The organism is Jiangella alba, from assembly GCF_900106035.1.
Classification (GTDB): Bacteria; Actinomycetota; Actinomycetes; order Jiangellales; family Jiangellaceae; genus Jiangella; species Jiangella alba.
This window is the reverse complement of sequence record NZ_FNUC01000003.1, coordinates 298,933-313,574: the sequence shown is the minus strand read 5'-3', so window position 1 is coordinate 313,574 and position 14,642 is coordinate 298,933. Positions and strand designations below refer to the sequence as shown.

At 72.6% G+C, this 14,642-nt stretch carries 15 protein-coding genes and 1 other RNA gene; 6 read left to right on the top strand and 10 right to left on the bottom strand.

Translation table 11 applies throughout. From position 1 onward, the window contains the following. Nucleotides 1-55 precede the first annotated feature (55 nt). Nucleotides 56-547, top strand: a complete 492-nt coding sequence (locus tag BLV02_RS04160; RefSeq protein ID WP_069110711.1) for a DUF6326 family protein — start codon at nucleotides 56-58, stop codon at nucleotides 545-547. Between the two features lie 119 nt (nucleotides 548-666). Here BLV02_RS04160 and ssrA read toward each other — a convergent pair. Next, nucleotides 667-1,038: a transfer-messenger RNA gene (gene ssrA / locus BLV02_RS04155) on the bottom strand. A 140-nt stretch (nucleotides 1,039-1,178) separates the two neighbouring features. Between ssrA and BLV02_RS04150 the strand changes: the two genes are divergently transcribed. Beyond that, nucleotides 1,179-3,080, top strand: a complete 1,902-nt coding sequence (locus tag BLV02_RS04150) for an acyl-CoA dehydrogenase family protein (RefSeq protein ID WP_069110369.1) — start codon at nucleotides 1,179-1,181, stop codon at nucleotides 3,078-3,080. Here BLV02_RS04150 and BLV02_RS04145 read toward each other — a convergent pair. The 9 genes from BLV02_RS04145 to prfB form a co-directional block, all read right to left on the bottom strand. Further along, nucleotides 3,077-3,502, bottom strand: coding sequence for a MaoC/PaaZ C-terminal domain-containing protein (locus BLV02_RS04145; RefSeq protein WP_069110370.1), 426 nt, complete (start codon nucleotides 3,500-3,502; stop codon nucleotides 3,077-3,079). The two genes, BLV02_RS04150 and BLV02_RS04145, sit on opposite strands and share 4 nt — an antisense overlap. Beyond that, nucleotides 3,499-3,684: a hypothetical protein gene (locus tag BLV02_RS35425; RefSeq protein ID WP_141711472.1), complete on the bottom strand. Its 186-nt coding sequence runs from the start codon at nucleotides 3,682-3,684 to the stop codon at nucleotides 3,499-3,501. The genes BLV02_RS04145 and BLV02_RS35425 overlap by 4 nt, the downstream gene beginning before the upstream one ends. A gap of 96 nt (nucleotides 3,685-3,780) precedes the next feature. Further along, nucleotides 3,781-4,263, bottom strand: a complete 483-nt coding sequence (locus BLV02_RS04140) for a tetratricopeptide repeat protein (protein WP_069110371.1) — start codon at nucleotides 4,261-4,263, stop codon at nucleotides 3,781-3,783. A 23-nt stretch (nucleotides 4,264-4,286) separates the two neighbouring features. Continuing rightward, nucleotides 4,287-5,294: a DUF3048 domain-containing protein gene (locus tag BLV02_RS04135; protein ID WP_083288429.1), complete on the bottom strand. Its 1,008-nt coding sequence runs from the start codon at nucleotides 5,292-5,294 to the stop codon at nucleotides 4,287-4,289. A 7-nt stretch (nucleotides 5,295-5,301) separates the two neighbouring features. Then, entirely contained in the window at nucleotides 5,302-5,775 is a 474-nt protein-coding gene (gene smpB, locus BLV02_RS04130; protein ID WP_069110372.1) for an SsrA-binding protein SmpB, read from the bottom strand. Between the two features lie 41 nt (nucleotides 5,776-5,816). Continuing rightward, nucleotides 5,817-7,256 carry a M23 family metallopeptidase gene (locus BLV02_RS04125; protein ID WP_141711473.1) on the bottom strand — a complete coding sequence of 480 codons (1,440 nt, stop codon included), beginning with the start codon at nucleotides 7,254-7,256 and terminating at the stop codon, nucleotides 5,817-5,819. Nucleotides 7,257-7,929: 673 nt separating this feature from the next. Next, nucleotides 7,930-8,835, bottom strand: coding sequence for a permease-like cell division protein FtsX (gene ftsX / locus BLV02_RS04120; protein WP_069110374.1), 906 nt, complete (start codon nucleotides 8,833-8,835; stop codon nucleotides 7,930-7,932). A 40-nt stretch (nucleotides 8,836-8,875) separates the two neighbouring features. Further along, a complete protein-coding gene (gene ftsE / locus BLV02_RS04115; RefSeq protein ID WP_069110375.1) occupies nucleotides 8,876-9,565 on the bottom strand; it encodes a cell division ATP-binding protein FtsE in 690 nt (229 codons plus the stop codon). A 148-nt stretch (nucleotides 9,566-9,713) separates the two neighbouring features. Next, complete coding sequence (gene prfB, locus BLV02_RS04110) at nucleotides 9,714-10,832, bottom strand: peptide chain release factor 2 (RefSeq protein WP_069110713.1); 1,119 nt, start codon at nucleotides 10,830-10,832, stop codon at nucleotides 9,714-9,716. Between the two features lie 226 nt (nucleotides 10,833-11,058). Between prfB and BLV02_RS04105 the strand changes: the two genes are divergently transcribed. From BLV02_RS04105 to BLV02_RS04090, 4 genes are read left to right on the top strand one after another with little or no spacing between them, the layout of a single operon-like run. Then, the gene (locus BLV02_RS04105; protein WP_083288431.1) at nucleotides 11,059-12,048 is read left to right on the top strand and encodes a C-terminal binding protein; all 990 of its coding nucleotides are present in this window, start codon (nucleotides 11,059-11,061) and stop codon (nucleotides 12,046-12,048) included. Between the two features lie 4 nt (nucleotides 12,049-12,052). Continuing rightward, nucleotides 12,053-13,267: a cytochrome P450 gene (locus BLV02_RS04100; RefSeq protein ID WP_216094084.1), complete on the top strand. Its 1,215-nt coding sequence runs from the start codon at nucleotides 12,053-12,055 to the stop codon at nucleotides 13,265-13,267. Further along, nucleotides 13,264-13,455: a ferredoxin gene (locus tag BLV02_RS04095; protein WP_069110376.1), complete on the top strand. Its 192-nt coding sequence runs from the start codon at nucleotides 13,264-13,266 to the stop codon at nucleotides 13,453-13,455. The genes BLV02_RS04100 and BLV02_RS04095 overlap by 4 nt, the downstream gene beginning before the upstream one ends. Continuing rightward, nucleotides 13,452-14,639 carry an NAD(P)/FAD-dependent oxidoreductase gene (locus tag BLV02_RS04090; protein ID WP_069110377.1) on the top strand — a complete coding sequence of 396 codons (1,188 nt, stop codon included), beginning with the start codon at nucleotides 13,452-13,454 and terminating at the stop codon, nucleotides 14,637-14,639. The genes BLV02_RS04095 and BLV02_RS04090 overlap by 4 nt, the downstream gene beginning before the upstream one ends. The last annotated feature ends 3 nt before the right edge of the window (nucleotides 14,640-14,642 follow it).

The window sequence follows — 14,642 nt, the reverse complement described above, 5'->3', positions numbered from 1 at the left end:
GGCGGGCTCCGTGATCGTGGACCTACCGATCCTCACCACCACAACGGAGCCCATGATGAGAACACGTCGACCCACCACCGCCGCACTGGACGACCAGCCGATCCCGGTGAGAGCCAAGCTCGCCGCAACGTGGACGAGCTTCATGTTCCTGTACGCCTACGTGGACATTCTCAACTTCTTCACGCCCGGCGTCATCGAAGACATCCTCGACGGCAAGGTCTTCGAGTTCGACCTCTCCCAGACCTTCTCGACCACGGCGCTGACCCTCGTGGCCGTCCCGATCCTCATGGTGGTGCTGTCGATGACGCTGCCCGCCCGGGCGAACCGCATCACGAACCTCGTCGTGGCCTCGCTCTACGTCCCCGTCACGGCATTCAACGCGGTGGGCGAGTCCTGGCTGTACTTCTACGGCCTCGGCATCGTGCTGGAATTGATCCTTCTCGCCCTCATCGTGCGGTACGCCTGGACCTGGCCCAGCACCGCACCGCCGGCGACCCTGGCGACCAGCCCGGACCGTGAAACCGTTCGCGCCCGACAGCAAGCGTGAACCCAAGAGCCGTCTGCCGGTGCCGCGGGGTGGGCCTCCTGGCGCCCGGCGGGCCGGACATGCCAGTGCCCGGGCCGACACCGGCCCGGGCACTAGAAACGGTTCGCATCAGCGAACCTCTGTGGAGCTGCCGGGAATCGAACCCGGGTCCTTCGTCGCTTCTCCAGGGCTTCTCCGGGCGCAGCCTGCTATGCCTCTACTCGGCTCCGGTGATCACACAGGCGAGTTCACCGTGACGAGCCCAGCCACGTGAGTGTCCCTACCGGTCCCGTGACCGTACCGGTCGGTGAGTCTCCTAAATGATGCCGAACACCGGGGCGGAGACATCCCCGGGTCGACAGACTTCAGTACCTGCCGTCAGGCGGCGAGGGCGAAGTCAGTGCGCTTAGCGTTGGCACTTGTAACGTTTGCCGCGAGCGTTAACGAGATAACGCGGCCTCCTCGGCCCGCTTCCCCTGGTTCGACGAACGAAGTCGAAACCGCTCAGCCCCTCTGGAGTTGTCAATCCCCTCGGGCGAACCCGACGGTCCACCTAGGTTACCCAACACAACGCGCCCCTGGCCACCGAGATTCCCCAGCAGGCTACTTGCGGGTAACATTGGGTACGACGCCACCGACGGAGGAGGCGCGGATGACCACCCAGCAGGTCGACGAGCGAGAGGCCAGGCGGGTCGCCGAGGCGGCACGCGAGACGCGGTGGGAGAAGCCGTCGTTCGCGAAAGAGCTGTACCTCGGCAGGTTCCGGCTCGACCTCATCCATCCGCACCCGGCGCAGCGGCCCGAGGACGAGGCGGCCACGACGGCGTTCCTGCACCGGCTGCGCGGCGTCTGCGACGAGCTCGACGGCGCCGTCATCGAGCGCGAGGCGCGCATCCCCGACGAGTACGTCAAGGCCATGGCGCGGGCCGGCGTGTTCGGCATGAAGATCCCGCGGGAGTACGGCGGCGCCGGGCTCACCCAGGTCGGCTACAACCGCGCGCTCATGCTGCTCGGCGGCGTGCACCCGTCCATCGGCGCGCTGGTGTCGGCGCACCAGTCGATCGGCGTCCCGGAGCCGGTGAAGCTGTTCGGCACCGACGAGCAGAAGCGGGCGTTCCTGCCCCGCTGCGCCGCCGGCGCCATCAGCGCGTTCCTGCTCACCGAGCCCGACGTCGGCTCCGACCCCGCCCGCCTCGCGGCGCAGGCCGTCCCGGTCGACGGCGGCGCGGCCTACGAGCTCAGCGGCACCAAGCTGTGGACCACCAACGGCGTCATCGCCGAGCTGCTGATCGTCATGGCGCGGGTCCCCGAGCACGACGGCGGCAGCGGCGGCGTCACGGCGTTCGTCGTCGAGGCCGACTCCCCCGGCATCACCGTCGAACACCGCAACACGTTCATGGGGCTGAAGGGCATCGAGAACGGCGTCACCCGGCTCGACGGCGTCAGGGTGCCGGCCGCCAACCGCGTCGGCCGCGAGGGCGAGGGCCTGAAGATCGCGCTGACCACACTGAACACCGGACGGCTCTCGATTCCGGCGCTGTGCACGGCGGCGTCGAAGTGGTGCCTGAAGATCGCCCGCGAGTGGTCCGCCGAGCGGGTGCAGTGGGGCCGCCCGGTCGGCCGGCACGCCGCCGTCGCGCACAAGCTGTCCTACATCGCGGCCACGTCGTTCGCGCAGGAGGCGGTCCTCGACCTCTCCGCCCACCTGGCCGACGAGGGGCGGCGCGACATCCGCATCGAGGCGGCGCTGGCGAAGCTCTGGTGCAGCGAGACGGCCTGGCAGGTGGCCGACGAGCTGGTGCAGATCCGCGGCGGCCGCGGCTACGAGACCGCCGACTCGCTGCGGGCCCGCGGCGAACGCGCGGTCCCGGCCGAGCAGATCCTGCGCGACGTGCGCATCAACCGCATCTTCGAGGGCTCGACGGAGATCATGCACCTGCTCGTCGCCCGCGAGGCCGTCGACGCCCACCTGCAGGCCGCCGGCGACATCGTCGACCCCGACGTCGCGCTGCCGGGCAAGGCGAGGGCGGCGGTCAAGGCGACCGGGTTCTACGCGAAGTGGCTGCCGCAGCTGGTCACCGGGCCCGGCCAGCTGCCGACGTCCTACCAGGACTTCGGCGTGCTGGCGCCGCACCTGCGCTACGTCGAGCGCGCGTCGCGGCGGCTGGCACGGTCGACGTTCTACGGCATGGCCCGCTGGCAGGGCGGCCTCGAGCGCAAGCAGGGCTTCCTCGGCCGGATCGTCGACATCGGCGCCGAACTGTTCGCCATCGCGGCGTCCTGCGTGCGGGCGCGCATGCTGCCCGACTCCGGCTCCGTCCAACTGGCCGACGTGTTCGCGCGGCAGGCCCGGCTGCGGGTCGAGCGGCTGTTCGACGCGCTCTGGCGCAACACCGACGGCGCCGACGAAGCCCTGGCGAAGGCCGTGCTGGCCGGCGAGCACACGTGGTTCGAGGCGGACGTGCTGGACCAGAGCGAGGGCACCGGCCCGTGGATCGCGCCGGTCGCGCCGTCCGCCGAGCCCGGCGAGAACGTCGCCCGCCGCGCACTCTAGTCCGGCGGCCGGACGATCGCCCGGCCCCGGCCCACGGTGCCGGCGCCCTCGACCGACCCGACCACCGTCAGGGCGACCCGGCCGTCCGGTTGACGCTCCGCGACCCGGGCCGATAGCGCGACCGTGACGTCGTCGTCTGGCACCACGACGGGGCGCACGAAGCGGAAGGTGAGCTCGTCGAGCCGCTCCGGGTCACCCAGCCAGCCGGTCAGCAGCCGCGTCACCAGGCCGAGGAGGAGGGTGCCGTGCGCGATCACGCCGGGCAGCCCGGCCGCGGCGGCGACCCGCGGGCTCCAGTGCAGGGGGTTGAAGTCGTGCGACGCGCCGGCGTAGCGGACCAGGTCCGCGCGGCTGATCCGGTACTCGTCACTCGCCACGACGGTCCCGGCCGCCAGGCCCGCCTCCACGATGGACGACGTCATCGGCGGGCTCCCGCCCCATCGCGCCGGACGACCACGGCGACGTCGAGCGTCCGGACGCCGTCGAGGTCCGCCGCCATCGCGGCGACCCGGCCGTAGCAGTCGCGCCGGACCCACCACCACCGCCCGGCGACCCGCTCCATCCGCACCGGCGGTCGGCCTTGCAGCGCGCGTGGTGGCGTCACGGGATGCCTCCGTGGGTCGGCGAGTTCCTAAAACGAATATCCCTTCTTTTAAGCGGCCTGGCAAGGCCTCCCGAGTGCGGCGCGGATCACGTCGTCCTAGACCAGGGCCCGGGCGTAGGCGGCCATCGAGCGCTGGTAGCGCGGCAGGTGCCGGGCCAGCGCGCCGACGGCGACGGAGACGGCCTCGCGCTCGCGCCCGGCGTCGGTGAGCGCCAGCGCGAGCACGCAGCTGACCGCGTCGTCCAGGTGGTCCGAGCCGCGGCCCTGCTCCGCGATGAGCAGCTCGACGCTCTCACCCGGACGGCCGAGGTTGCGGACGGTGCTGGCCAACTGGATCACCGCCCGGCGACGACGCTCGCCCGGCAGCTCGCCGGCCAGCGCCTCACGGTAGAGCGGTTCGGCGAGGTCGGGACGGCCGGTCGAGTCGAAGGCGCAGGCCCGCTCGAACGCCGCGACGGGGTGCCCCGCGGGCAGCTCGGCGGCCAGGTCGTCGACGACGGCCCGGAACGCGTCGTCGTCGTACTCGTCGATGGACGCCCACGCGGCGGCGATGCGTCGTTCCCATGCGTCGTCGGTCATCGGGCCAGCCTCGCACGGCGCGGTCAGCGCAGCGTCACCGAGCCGGAGTCGGGGACCAGCTCGATCCACACCCGCCCCGGCGGCACGTGCAGCGGCGCCCCGGCGGCGTCGGCCAGCGTCAGCGGCGCCGCCAGCGACTCCTTGCTCCACGTGCCCTCGACGGCCGCGCCGCCGGTGAGCAGCGTCGCGGCGCCGGAGCCGACGAGGACGGTCTCGGGGACCGGGTTGCCGGCCGGGTCCTCGTAGCCGGCGTCGCGCAGCTCGACCCGCAGCACCAGCACCGTCGCCGGGCCGAACCGGTCGCCGTCGGCCGCGTGGTCGCCGTCGAGCACCCAGACGCCGTCGGACCACGTCCACGTCGAGGTGCGCGCGGCGGAGAACGTCACGACGGCGCCGCCGACCGGCCGGCCCGCGGGCGCCGTCCCCCACGGCAGGTACGGGCCGGTGGGGACGCCGGCGCCGGCGGGCAGGCTCGCCACCGCCTGGGCGGGATCGAGCATGACGTTGTACGGCGCCGGCCGGCTGTGGTCGCGGGACAGACCGTTGCCGCCGCCGGTCAGCACGGTGACGCCGGCCTCGTCCAGCGCCTTCAGCACCCGCTCCGCGCCGCCGGACGCGACCAGCACGCCGCCGGCCGGCAGCGCGAGACCGGCGTCGGTGGTGCGCACCGACCGCACCGGCCCGGCGACCGGCGGCAGCGCCGACTGGAACATCGCGGCCAGCCGGGTCAGCCCGCCCTCGACCAGCTCCTCGACCACGAGGTCGGCCTTCGACAGCCCCAGCTGCGGCGCCGACGACGGCGTGTTGTCGATCTTCACGACCAGCGCCGGCCTCGCGGCGTCGGCGGCCGACGGCGCCGGCAGGCCGGTCAGCGGCCAGGCCGGGGCCGGGGTGGGCGTCGCCGTCGCCGTCGTGGTCGACGTCGAGGCGGACGGCGACGGCGTCGAGGCCGCGGAGCCCCCGCCGCAGCCGGCCAGCAGCATCGCCGCCAGGAGCAGGGCTGTCGCCGTCGCGACCCGCCGCGGGCTCACCGCGGGCTCAGCGCTTGCGGCGGGCGTTGGCCATGGCGCGCTCGGCCTCGCGCTTCGCCTCGCGCTCGGCCAGCGTGTGCCGCTTGTCGTAGGCCTTCTTGCCCCGGGCCAGCGCCAGCTCGATCTTGGCGTAGCCGTCCTTGAAGTACAGCGTCAGCGGGACCAGCGTGTACCCGGTCTCGCGAGTCTTGCCGATCAGCTTGCTGATCTCGTCCTTGCGCAGCAGCAGCTTGCGCGAACGCCGCGGCGCGTGGTTGTTCCAGGTGCCGAGGTCGTACTCGGGGATGTGCACGTTGCGCAGCCACACCTCGCCGTCGCGGACCTCGGCGAACCCGTCGACCAGCGACGCCTTGCCGGCCCGCAGCGCCTTCACCTCGGTGCCGGTCAGGACGATGCCGGCCTCGTAGGTGTCGTCGATGTGGTAGTCGTGGCGGGCCTTGCGGTTCTGGGCCACCACGGTGCGTCCGCGTTCTCGTGCCATGCCCCAAGGATCGCACCTCCGGTGCCCCCGAGACGACTGCGTTATTGCCCGAGGTAGTTCATCGGGTTCACGCGCTCGCCGCCGACGTAGAGCATGAAGTGCAGGTGGCACGCGGTCGAGCTGCCGGTCGTGCCGGAGTAGCCGATGATCTCGCCCTGCGACACGCTCTCGCCATCGCTGACGGCGAACCGCGACAGGTGGCTGTACGTCGACACCATGCGCCGGTGACTGACGGCGACCTGGTTGCCGTACGCGCCCCGGTAGTAGGCCCACTCGACGGTGCCCGCGGCGGCCGCGCGGATCGGCGTGCCGCAGTAGGCCCGGAAGTCGGTGCCGTCGTGCAGCTTGTAGACGCCGGTGACCGGGTGGACGCGCATGCCGTAGGGCGACGTGACGTACGGGTTCGCGGTCGGGAAGGCCAGCGTGACGGAGCTGCCGCCACCGCCGCCGCCTCCTCCACCGCCGCCGCCTCCGCCGCCGCCGTTTCCGCCGCCGCCACCGCCGCCGCCGTTGTCCTCTTCGGCTTCCTGCTCGGCCTGCTCCTGCTCGGCCTCTTCCTGCTGCCTGCGCTGGATCTCGGCGATCTCGGCCTCGATCTGGTCCCGCTCGGCCGACCAGGCCGCCGTCTGGGCCTGGTCCGCGACCTGGGCCGCCTCCGCCGCCGTCCTCGCACCGTCGCGGGCGGAGACGAGCTGGTCGACCTCGGCCTTCGCCGCCGCGGCGGCGTCGCTGGCCGCCTGCGCGGTGGCGCGGGCGGCCTCGGCGGCCTGCTCGCGCTCCTCCGTCGCCTGCAGGGTGGCGGCCGCCAGCTGGCGGGCCTCCTCGGCGGCCGCTTCGAGGTCTTCGAGGACGACGCGCTCGTTGGCCAGCTCGGCGCGGTCGTCCTTGAGGGCGCCGAGGATGGTGTTCTCGGCCGTCAGCACCGACGTCGACGCGGCGGCGCGTGCGGCGAGCGCGTCCATGCTGTCGGCCTGCATGAGGATGGTGAGGCTGGCGAGGTCGGCGCCGACGCCGCGGGTGTACGCCTCGACGGCGACCTGGCTGATCGACGCCCGCTTGCCGTCGATCCGCTCGGTGACATCGTCGATCTTGGCGATCTGGTCCTTGACCTTCTTCTCGGCCTCGGCCAGCTTCTGCGCCGCCGCCTCGTCCGCCGCCCGTGCCGCGGCGACCTCGCCGCGTGCGACCTCGAGCTCGTGCTCGGCGGTGGCCAGGCCCTGCTGTGCACCGGCCAGCGTCGCCTCGGCGGCCGGCAACTGCGCCGTCGCCGCCTGGTACGCGGCCGTCGCGTCGGCGAGCGCCTGCGTGGAGTGGGCCAGCTGATCCTGGGCGTGCTCCAGGCTGTTCTGCGCGTCCTTCAACCGTCGCTCGGCGTCGGACGTGGCCCATGCCTGGCTCAGACCGGTGCAGAGAAGGCCGACGGTGACGACGATCACGGTCACCCGCCGCGCCCACGACGTCTCAGTTGTCACAGCCTTCACAGCGGCCTCCCTCGCACCACTCGTGCATGACCGTAACACCATTCACTCTGGCCGCGAAGCAGCCCGCGATAACTACAGCGCTGTCATTTCCGCAGGCGAGCGCACAAGGTGGGCAAGTGCCGCGAATCGGCGGGGACGCCGGATTTCGCCGCCTCGGCGTGTCGGACGGTGCCGATGAGGGCCGCGCGGCCGCCTCGGTGATGCGCCGGCACGGGTCTGGCCGAGCCCCCGCCCGCTACCGGCGCGGCCGCTTCGTCGAGCCCGGTCGACCCGACGTACGGTCCCCGCCCGGCCGGGAGGGCACCCACCCTACGGGCGGGCGCCGACAACGTCCGCGCGCCGGCCGAGGCCCGGGGCGGTCCGCCACCGCGAGTCTGGCCGCGGTCCGGCTGGTGCGCCGCCGCGGGCCTGGCCGCAGTCCGGCTGGTGCGCCGCCGCGGGGTCGGCTGAGGCCCCGCCCGCTACCGGCGCGGCCGCTCCGTCAAGCTCGGCCGACTCGACTGACGCGAGGTACGGTCCCCGCCCGGCCGGGAGGGCACCCACCCTACGGGCGGGCGCCGACAACGTCCGCGCATCGACAAGGTCCGCGCGCCAGCGACCCCTACGGTGACGGACCGCGCCCGGCCGCCCGCCACCTCGCCATGAGCGGCGAGTGGCCGACGCCGGTCCAGTGCTAAACGCGCAGGTAGCGGCGGAGCGTCACGAACGAGGCCAGCATCGAGAACAGCACGCCGGCCACCAGCAGCCAGGGCGTCGCCGCCCACACGTCGGCGCTGTCGACCCACGACGTGAACTGGAGGTTCGGCGCGATGAACCGGCCGACGATCAGTTCGACGCCGCCGAAGAGGGCGATGACGCCGAGCACCGAGCCGAGCAGGCCGGCGATGGCCGCTTCCAGGATGAACGGGAGCTGGATGTAGAAGTTCGACGCGCCGACCAGCCGCATGATGCCGGTCTCGCGGCGGCGGTTGAACGCGGCCAGCCGGATGGTGTTACCGATCAGCAGCACCGCCGCGATGATCTGGATGACGGTGATGGCGAACGCGACCAGCTGGAACCCGTCGAGCGTCCGGAAGAGTGGTTCGAGCAGCTGCCGCTGGTCGGTGACCTCCTGGACACCGGGCAGCCCGGCCACCGCCGAGACGACGCCGTCGTACTGTTCGGGGTCCTGCAGGGCGACGCGGAAGGACTCGGGGAGCTGGTCGGGCGTGATGATGCCGCCGATGTCGGAGTCGTCGAACTGCTCGCTGAACCGCTCGAACGCCTGCTCCTGGTTCTCGTAGAACACCTCGTCGACCTCGGGGTGCGACTCCAGCGTCTGCCGGATGGTGTCGCGCTGCGCGTCGGTGACGGCGCCGTCGGCACAGCCGGCCCCGGTCGAGTACTCGTTGCACATGAACACCGAGATCTCGATGCGGTCGTACCAGTAGCCCTTGGTGGTCTCGGCCTGGGATCGGATCAGCAGGCCGGCGCCCAGCATGGCGATGGAGATGGCCACCACGATGACGAGCGCGATGGTCATCGTCAGGTTGCGGCGCAGGCCGGTGGTGATCTCGGACAGGACGTACTGGAAGCGCATGGTTTCTTCCGGGTCGGCGGGTTCGGGACGAAGGGCGGTGTCAGCGGGTGTAGCCGTAGACGCCGCGCGACTGGTCGCGGACCAGCTTGCCGTGCTCGAGCTCGATGACGCGCTTGCGCATCTGGTCGACGATGGACTGGTCGTGGGTGGCCATGACCACGGTGGTGCCCGTGCGGTTGATGCGGTCGAGCAGCTTCATGATGCCGACGCTGGTGCCCGGGTCGAGGTTTCCGGTGGGCTCGTCGGCCAGCAGGATCAGCGGGCGGTTGACGAACGCGCGGGCGACGGCGACGCGCTGCTGCTCGCCGCCGGAGAGCTGGTCGGGCAGCCGGTCCTCCTTGCCGTCGAGCCCGACGAGCTCGAGGACGGCGGGGACGTCGCGGTTGATCTGGCGGCGCGGCTTGCCGATGACCTGCAGTGCGAACGCGATGTTCTCGAACACCGTCTTGTTCGGCAGCAGCCGGAAGTCCTGGAAGACGGTGCCGATGCGGCGGCGCAGGTGCGGGACCTTCCAGTTCGACAGCCGGTGGAGGTCCTTGCCGGCGACGCGGATGCGGCCCGCGGTCGGCTTCTCCTCGCGCAGCGTCAGCCGCAGGAAGGTCGACTTGCCGGACCCGGACGGCCCGACGAGGAAGACGAACTCGCCCTTCTCGATCTCCAGGGACAGGCTTTCCAGCGCTGCCTGGTTCTGCGTCGGGTACAACTTGCTGACGTTGTCGAAAAGGATCACGATGCCTCGCCGATGTGGATGTCAGACGCTCCTGCGATGGCCCTGACCGCCTGAAGCTCGTCTGTGAGTGTACGTCCGGATGTGACCGCACGCTGGGAGAACCAACGCGGCGTGGCGCCACGAAGGTTCCCGTAGGACAGCAGAGACGTCACTGTGCCTCGGCCTGCTCCTGCTGCTTGCGCCAGCGGATGCCGGCCTCCAGGAAGTCGTCGATCTGCCCGTCGAACACGGCCTGCGGGTTGCCGACCTCGTGTTCGGTGCGCAGGTCCTTCACCATCTGGTACGGGTGGACGACGTAGGAGCGCATCTGGTCGCCCCACGACGCCTTGACGTCGCCGGCCAGCTCCTTCTTCTGCGCCTGCTCCTCTTCACGGCGCAGCAGCAGCAGCCGGGACTGCAGGACGCGCATGGCGGCGGCGCGGTTCTGGATCTGCGACTTCTCGTTCTGCATCGACACCACCAGGCCGGTCGGGAGGTGGGTGATGCGGACGGCGGAGTCGGTGGTGTTGACGCTCTGCCCGCCGGGACCGGACGACCGGAACACGTCGATGCGGATGTCCGCCTCGGGGATGTCGACGTGGTCGGTGGTCTCGATCAGCGGGATGACCTCGACCGCCGCGAACGACGTCTGGCGGCGGCCCTGGTTGTCGAACGGCGAGATGCGGACGAGGCGGTGCGTGCCCGCCTCGACGGACAGCGTCCCGTACGCGAACGGCGCCTTGACCTCGAACGTCGCCGACTTGAGGCCGGCCTCCTCCGCGTAGGAGGTGTCGAGGACCTCGGTCTTGTAGCCGTGCCGCTCGGCCCAGCGCAGGTACATGCGCAGCAGCATCTCGGCGAAGTCGGCGGCGTCGACGCCTCCGGCGCCGGACCGGATGGTGACGACGGCCTCGCGCTCGTCGTACTCGCCGGACAGCAGCGTGCGGATCTCGAGGTCGGAGATGACCTTCCGGAGGTCGTCGATCTCGCGCTCGACCTCGGCCATGGCGTCGGCGTCGCCTTCGTCGCGGCCCAGCTCGACCATGACCGGGAGGTCCTCGATGCGCTGGCGCAGCTCGGTGACCTTGCGCAACTCGGCCTGCAGGTACGACAGCTGGCTGGTGACCTGCTGCGCCTGCTCGACGTCGTCCCACAGGTCCGGAGCCGCCGCGTGCGCCTCGAGGTCGGTGATGCGCTCTCGCATCTTCTCCGGCTCGAGAACGTTCTCGATGCTGGCCAGGGTCTGCGAGAGGTCCGCGATCTCGGCGTCTACGTCACGTGCTGCCACGTCGCACAAGGGTACGCGCTGCGGCTGAGATTCCCGGCACGACGACGGCCGACGCGGGCGGCGACCTGGGCGGGGACCTGCCCGGCAGCCGCACAAAACGTGACGTCGCACGGCGTTCCATGTTGCGTGACGTGCACCGTTGCGGCCCTGGCGGGGCCACCACCAGGCGGGTCCGCGCCGCGTCCAGGACCTTGACGACCTCTGGAGCCGACAGTAGGTTCCCGTCATGGAACGGCATGCCATGCGTGAGGAGGCCGAGCCGGTGATCGCGATCTGGGCGGCCGCGTCGCCCTTCCTGCCCGCCGCGCTGCGGACCCTGGACGACGCCGGCGTCCCCTACGTCGTCCTGCCGGACGAGCCCGGCGCGCCCGGTCTCGACCGCGCCGCCGACGCCGAAGCCCTGGTCGTCGGCGGTGCGGAGGTCTCCCGGACGCTGCTGTCGTCGCTGCCCCGGCTGCGCCTGGTGGTGCGGGCCGGCGTCGGCGTCGACCGCATCGACCTCGAGGCGGCGACTGAGCTCGGCGTCCTGGTCGCCAACGTCCCCGACTACGCGACCGACGAGGTCGCCGACCACGCCGTCCTGCTAATGCTCGCCGCGGTCCGCCGGCTCGCGCACTTCCAGGCGTCCACGCGCGCCGACTGGGTCACCGTCGACCGCCCGCCCGTCATGCGGCTGCGCGGCAGCCGCCTCGGCATCGTCGGCCTGGGCCGCATCGGGACGGCGACGGCCGAACGCGCGCGGGCGCTGGGCATGGACGTCGTCGCCCACGACCCGTACGTCGGCGCCGACGCCTTCGCTCGGGCCGGCGCGGCCGGCGTCTCCCTCGACGAGCTGCTGGCCGGCAGCGACGTCATCAGCCTGCACGCGCCGCTGACGGCGGACAGCCACCACCTCCTCGGCCGCGCCGCGTTCGCCCGGATGCGGCGCTCGCCGGTCGTCGTCAACACCGCACGCGGCGGACTCGTCGACACCGCCGCGCTCACCGAGGCGCTCGACGCCGGTGTCGTCCGGGCCGCCGGCCTCGACGTCCTGGAGGACGAGCACGACGTGGCGCGGCACGCCGCCCTGCTCGGCCGCGCCGACGTCGTCGTGACCCCGCACGTCGCCTGGTACTCGCAGGGCTCCGAGCAGCAGCTGGGCGCGTCGGCGGCCCGCATCGCCCTCGATTTCGTCCGGCAGGGCGTCCGCCCGCCCGTCCTCAACCCCGTGAGGTGACACCGTGACCCAGACCTCCGAGCCGCTCCCCGCGTTCCCGATGCCGCGGCCGACACCGTTCGACCCGCCCGACGAGTACGCCGCCGTCCGCGCGGCCGGCGGCCTGGCCCGGGTGCGGCTCTGGGACGGCCGGGCGGCCTGGCTGGTCACCGGGTACGACGAGGTGCGCTCGCTGCTCGCGGATCCGCGCATCAGCGCCGACCGGACCAACCCGGGCTTCCCGTTCCCGACGGCCGGCCGCGAGGCGCTGGAGCGGTCCGGCCGCACGTTCATCCAGATGGACCCGCCCGAGCATGGGCGGCTGCGCCGGGTGTTCACCAAGTACTTCGCGGTCAAGCGCATCGAGACGCTGCGGCCGATGGTCCAGGAGATCGTCGACGAGCTGGTGTCGGACCTGCTGGCGGCCGGGCCGCCGGCCGACCTCGTGCCGGCGCTGGCGCTGGAGGTGCCGGCCCGCACGATCTGCCGCGTGCTGGGCATGCCGTTCGAGGACCGCCATCGCATCCAGGAGCTCGACCACCGGCGCAACACGCTGACGACGTCGCCCGAGGACGTCCGGCACGCGACCGAGGAGATGCTCGCCTACGCCGACGCGCTGATCGCCCGCAAGCAGCGTGAACCCGCCGACGACCTCGTCAGCGCGCTCGTCGCCGACCAGCTCGACGGCGACACCGTCACCCGGGACGAGCTCATCGCGGCGGTCCGGCTGCTCATCACGGCCGGCCACGAGACCACCGCCAACATGATCTCGATGAGCATCGCCACCCTGCTGCGCCACCCGGAGCAGCTGCGCGAGCTGCGGGCCGACCCGTCGCTGGTGCCCAACGCCGTCGAGGAGCTGCTGCGCTACATCAGCATCTTCCACATCTCGCCGACGCGGGTAGCCACGGAGCGCATCGAGATCGGCGGTCACGTCATCGAGCCCGGCGACGGCGTGATCGCCGCCGTCGCCGGGGCCAACCGCGACGACACCGCGTTCGCCGACGCGGCACGCTTCGACCCGCACCGGGAGGCGCGGCACCACGTCGCGTTCGGCTACGGGGTGCACCAGTGCCTCGGGCAGCCGCTCGCGCGCATCGAGCTGCAGACGGTGCTCGCGACGGTGCTGCGGCGCATCCCGTCGCTGCGGCTGGCCACGGACGCGGAGTCGCTGTCGGTCAAGGAGTACGCGTTCCTGAACCTCACTGCGCTGCCGGTGACCTGGGAGGAGCAGTCGTGAAGATCATCGTCGAGATCGACCGCTGCGTCGGTGGCGGTCAGTGCGTCATGGCCGCGCCCGACGTCTTCGACCAGGACGACGACGGCCTCGCCGTCCTGCTCGACGACGATCCCCCGGCGTCCGCGTCCGACGACGTCCAGCTCGCCGCCCGGCTGTGCCCGGCGCGCGCGATCCTGGTCGAGGCGTGACGCCGCCGCGTCGCATCGTCGTCGTCGGGGCGTCGGCGGCCGGCCTGACGGCCGCGGAGTCGCTGCGCGCCGACGGCTTCGACGGCGAGGTCACCGTCGTCGGCGCCGAAGCGCACCTCGGGTACGACCGCCCGCCGCTGTCGAAGCAACTGCTCTCCGGGGCGTGGGAGGCGGACCGGCTGGAGCTGCTGCCCCGTGATCGGTACGACGAGCTGGCGATCGGCTGCCGGCTCGGCGCCGCTGCGACGTCGCTGGACGTCGCCGGGCGGACGGTCCGCGTCGGCGGCGCCGACCTCGGCTTCGACCGGTTGCTCATCGCCACCGGCGTCCAGCCGCGCCGGTGGCCGGGGACGGACGGGCTGCACGGTGTCCACGTCCTGCGCACCATCGACGACACCGTCGCGTTCAAGGCGGCGGCGCACACCGCCGGGCGGGTGGTCGTCATCGGCGCGGGGTTCCTCGGCGCGGAGGCGGCCGCCACCCTGCGCGGCCTGGGCATCCCCGTCACGCTCGTCGACCCCGCGCCGGCGCCGATGCTGCGTCAGGTCGGGCCGGAGGTGGCGCGGCTGCTCGCCGGCCTGCACACCGAGCACGACGTCGACCTGCGCCTCGGCGTCACCGTGCGGGGCATCGAGCAGGACGGCGGCCGCGTCACCGGCGTGCGGCTCGGCGACGGCACGGCAGTGCGCAGCCCGTGCGTGCTCGTGGCGATCGGGACCACCCCGGCCACCGGCTGGCTCGACGGCAGCGGCCTGGATCTCACCGACGGCGTCGGGTGCGACGCGCACTGCCAGGCCGCACCGGACGTGTTCGCCGCCGGCGACGTCGCCCGCTGGTTCCACCGCGGCCACGGCGCCAGCCTGCGCGTCGAGCACCGGACCAACGCGACCGAGCAGGCGATGGCCGCCGCGCGCGCCATGCTGGGCGCGGGGCAGGCGTACGAGCCGGTGCCGTACTTCTGGAGCGACCAGTACGACACGAAACTCCAGGCCTACGGCCAGACCTCCGCGGCCGAACGGTTCGCCGTCATCAGCGGATCGCTGGAGGAACGACGGTTCGTCGCGGCCTACGGACGCGGCGAGCGGGTCGTCGGCGTACTGGGCTGGCGCTCGCCGCGCGAGCTGCTGCGGGCCCGCGCGCTGGTCGCCGGCGCCGCGCCCTGGCAGGACGCGGTCGCCGCCTGACGG

What these genes read in the sequence shown, in the direction of transcription:
- BLV02_RS04160 (WP_069110711.1), top strand. Translation starts at nt 56, where the DNA reads ATGAGAACACGTCGACCCACCACCGCCGCACTGGACGACCAGCCGATC.
- BLV02_RS04150 (WP_069110369.1), top strand. Translation starts at nt 1,179, where the DNA reads ATGACCACCCAGCAGGTCGACGAGCGAGAGGCCAGGCGGGTCGCCGAG.
- BLV02_RS04145 (WP_069110370.1), bottom strand. Translation starts at nt 3,502, where the DNA reads ATGACGTCGTCCATCGTGGAGGCGGGCCTGGCGGCCGGGACCGTCGTG.
- BLV02_RS04140 (WP_069110371.1), bottom strand. Translation starts at nt 4,263, where the DNA reads ATGACCGACGACGCATGGGAACGACGCATCGCCGCCGCGTGGGCGTCC.
- smpB (WP_069110372.1), bottom strand. Translation starts at nt 5,775, where the DNA reads ATGGCACGAGAACGCGGACGCACCGTGGTGGCCCAGAACCGCAAGGCC.
- ftsX (WP_069110374.1), bottom strand. Translation starts at nt 8,835, where the DNA reads ATGCGCTTCCAGTACGTCCTGTCCGAGATCACCACCGGCCTGCGCCGC.
- BLV02_RS04105 (WP_083288431.1), top strand. Translation starts at nt 11,059, where the DNA reads ATGGAACGGCATGCCATGCGTGAGGAGGCCGAGCCGGTGATCGCGATC.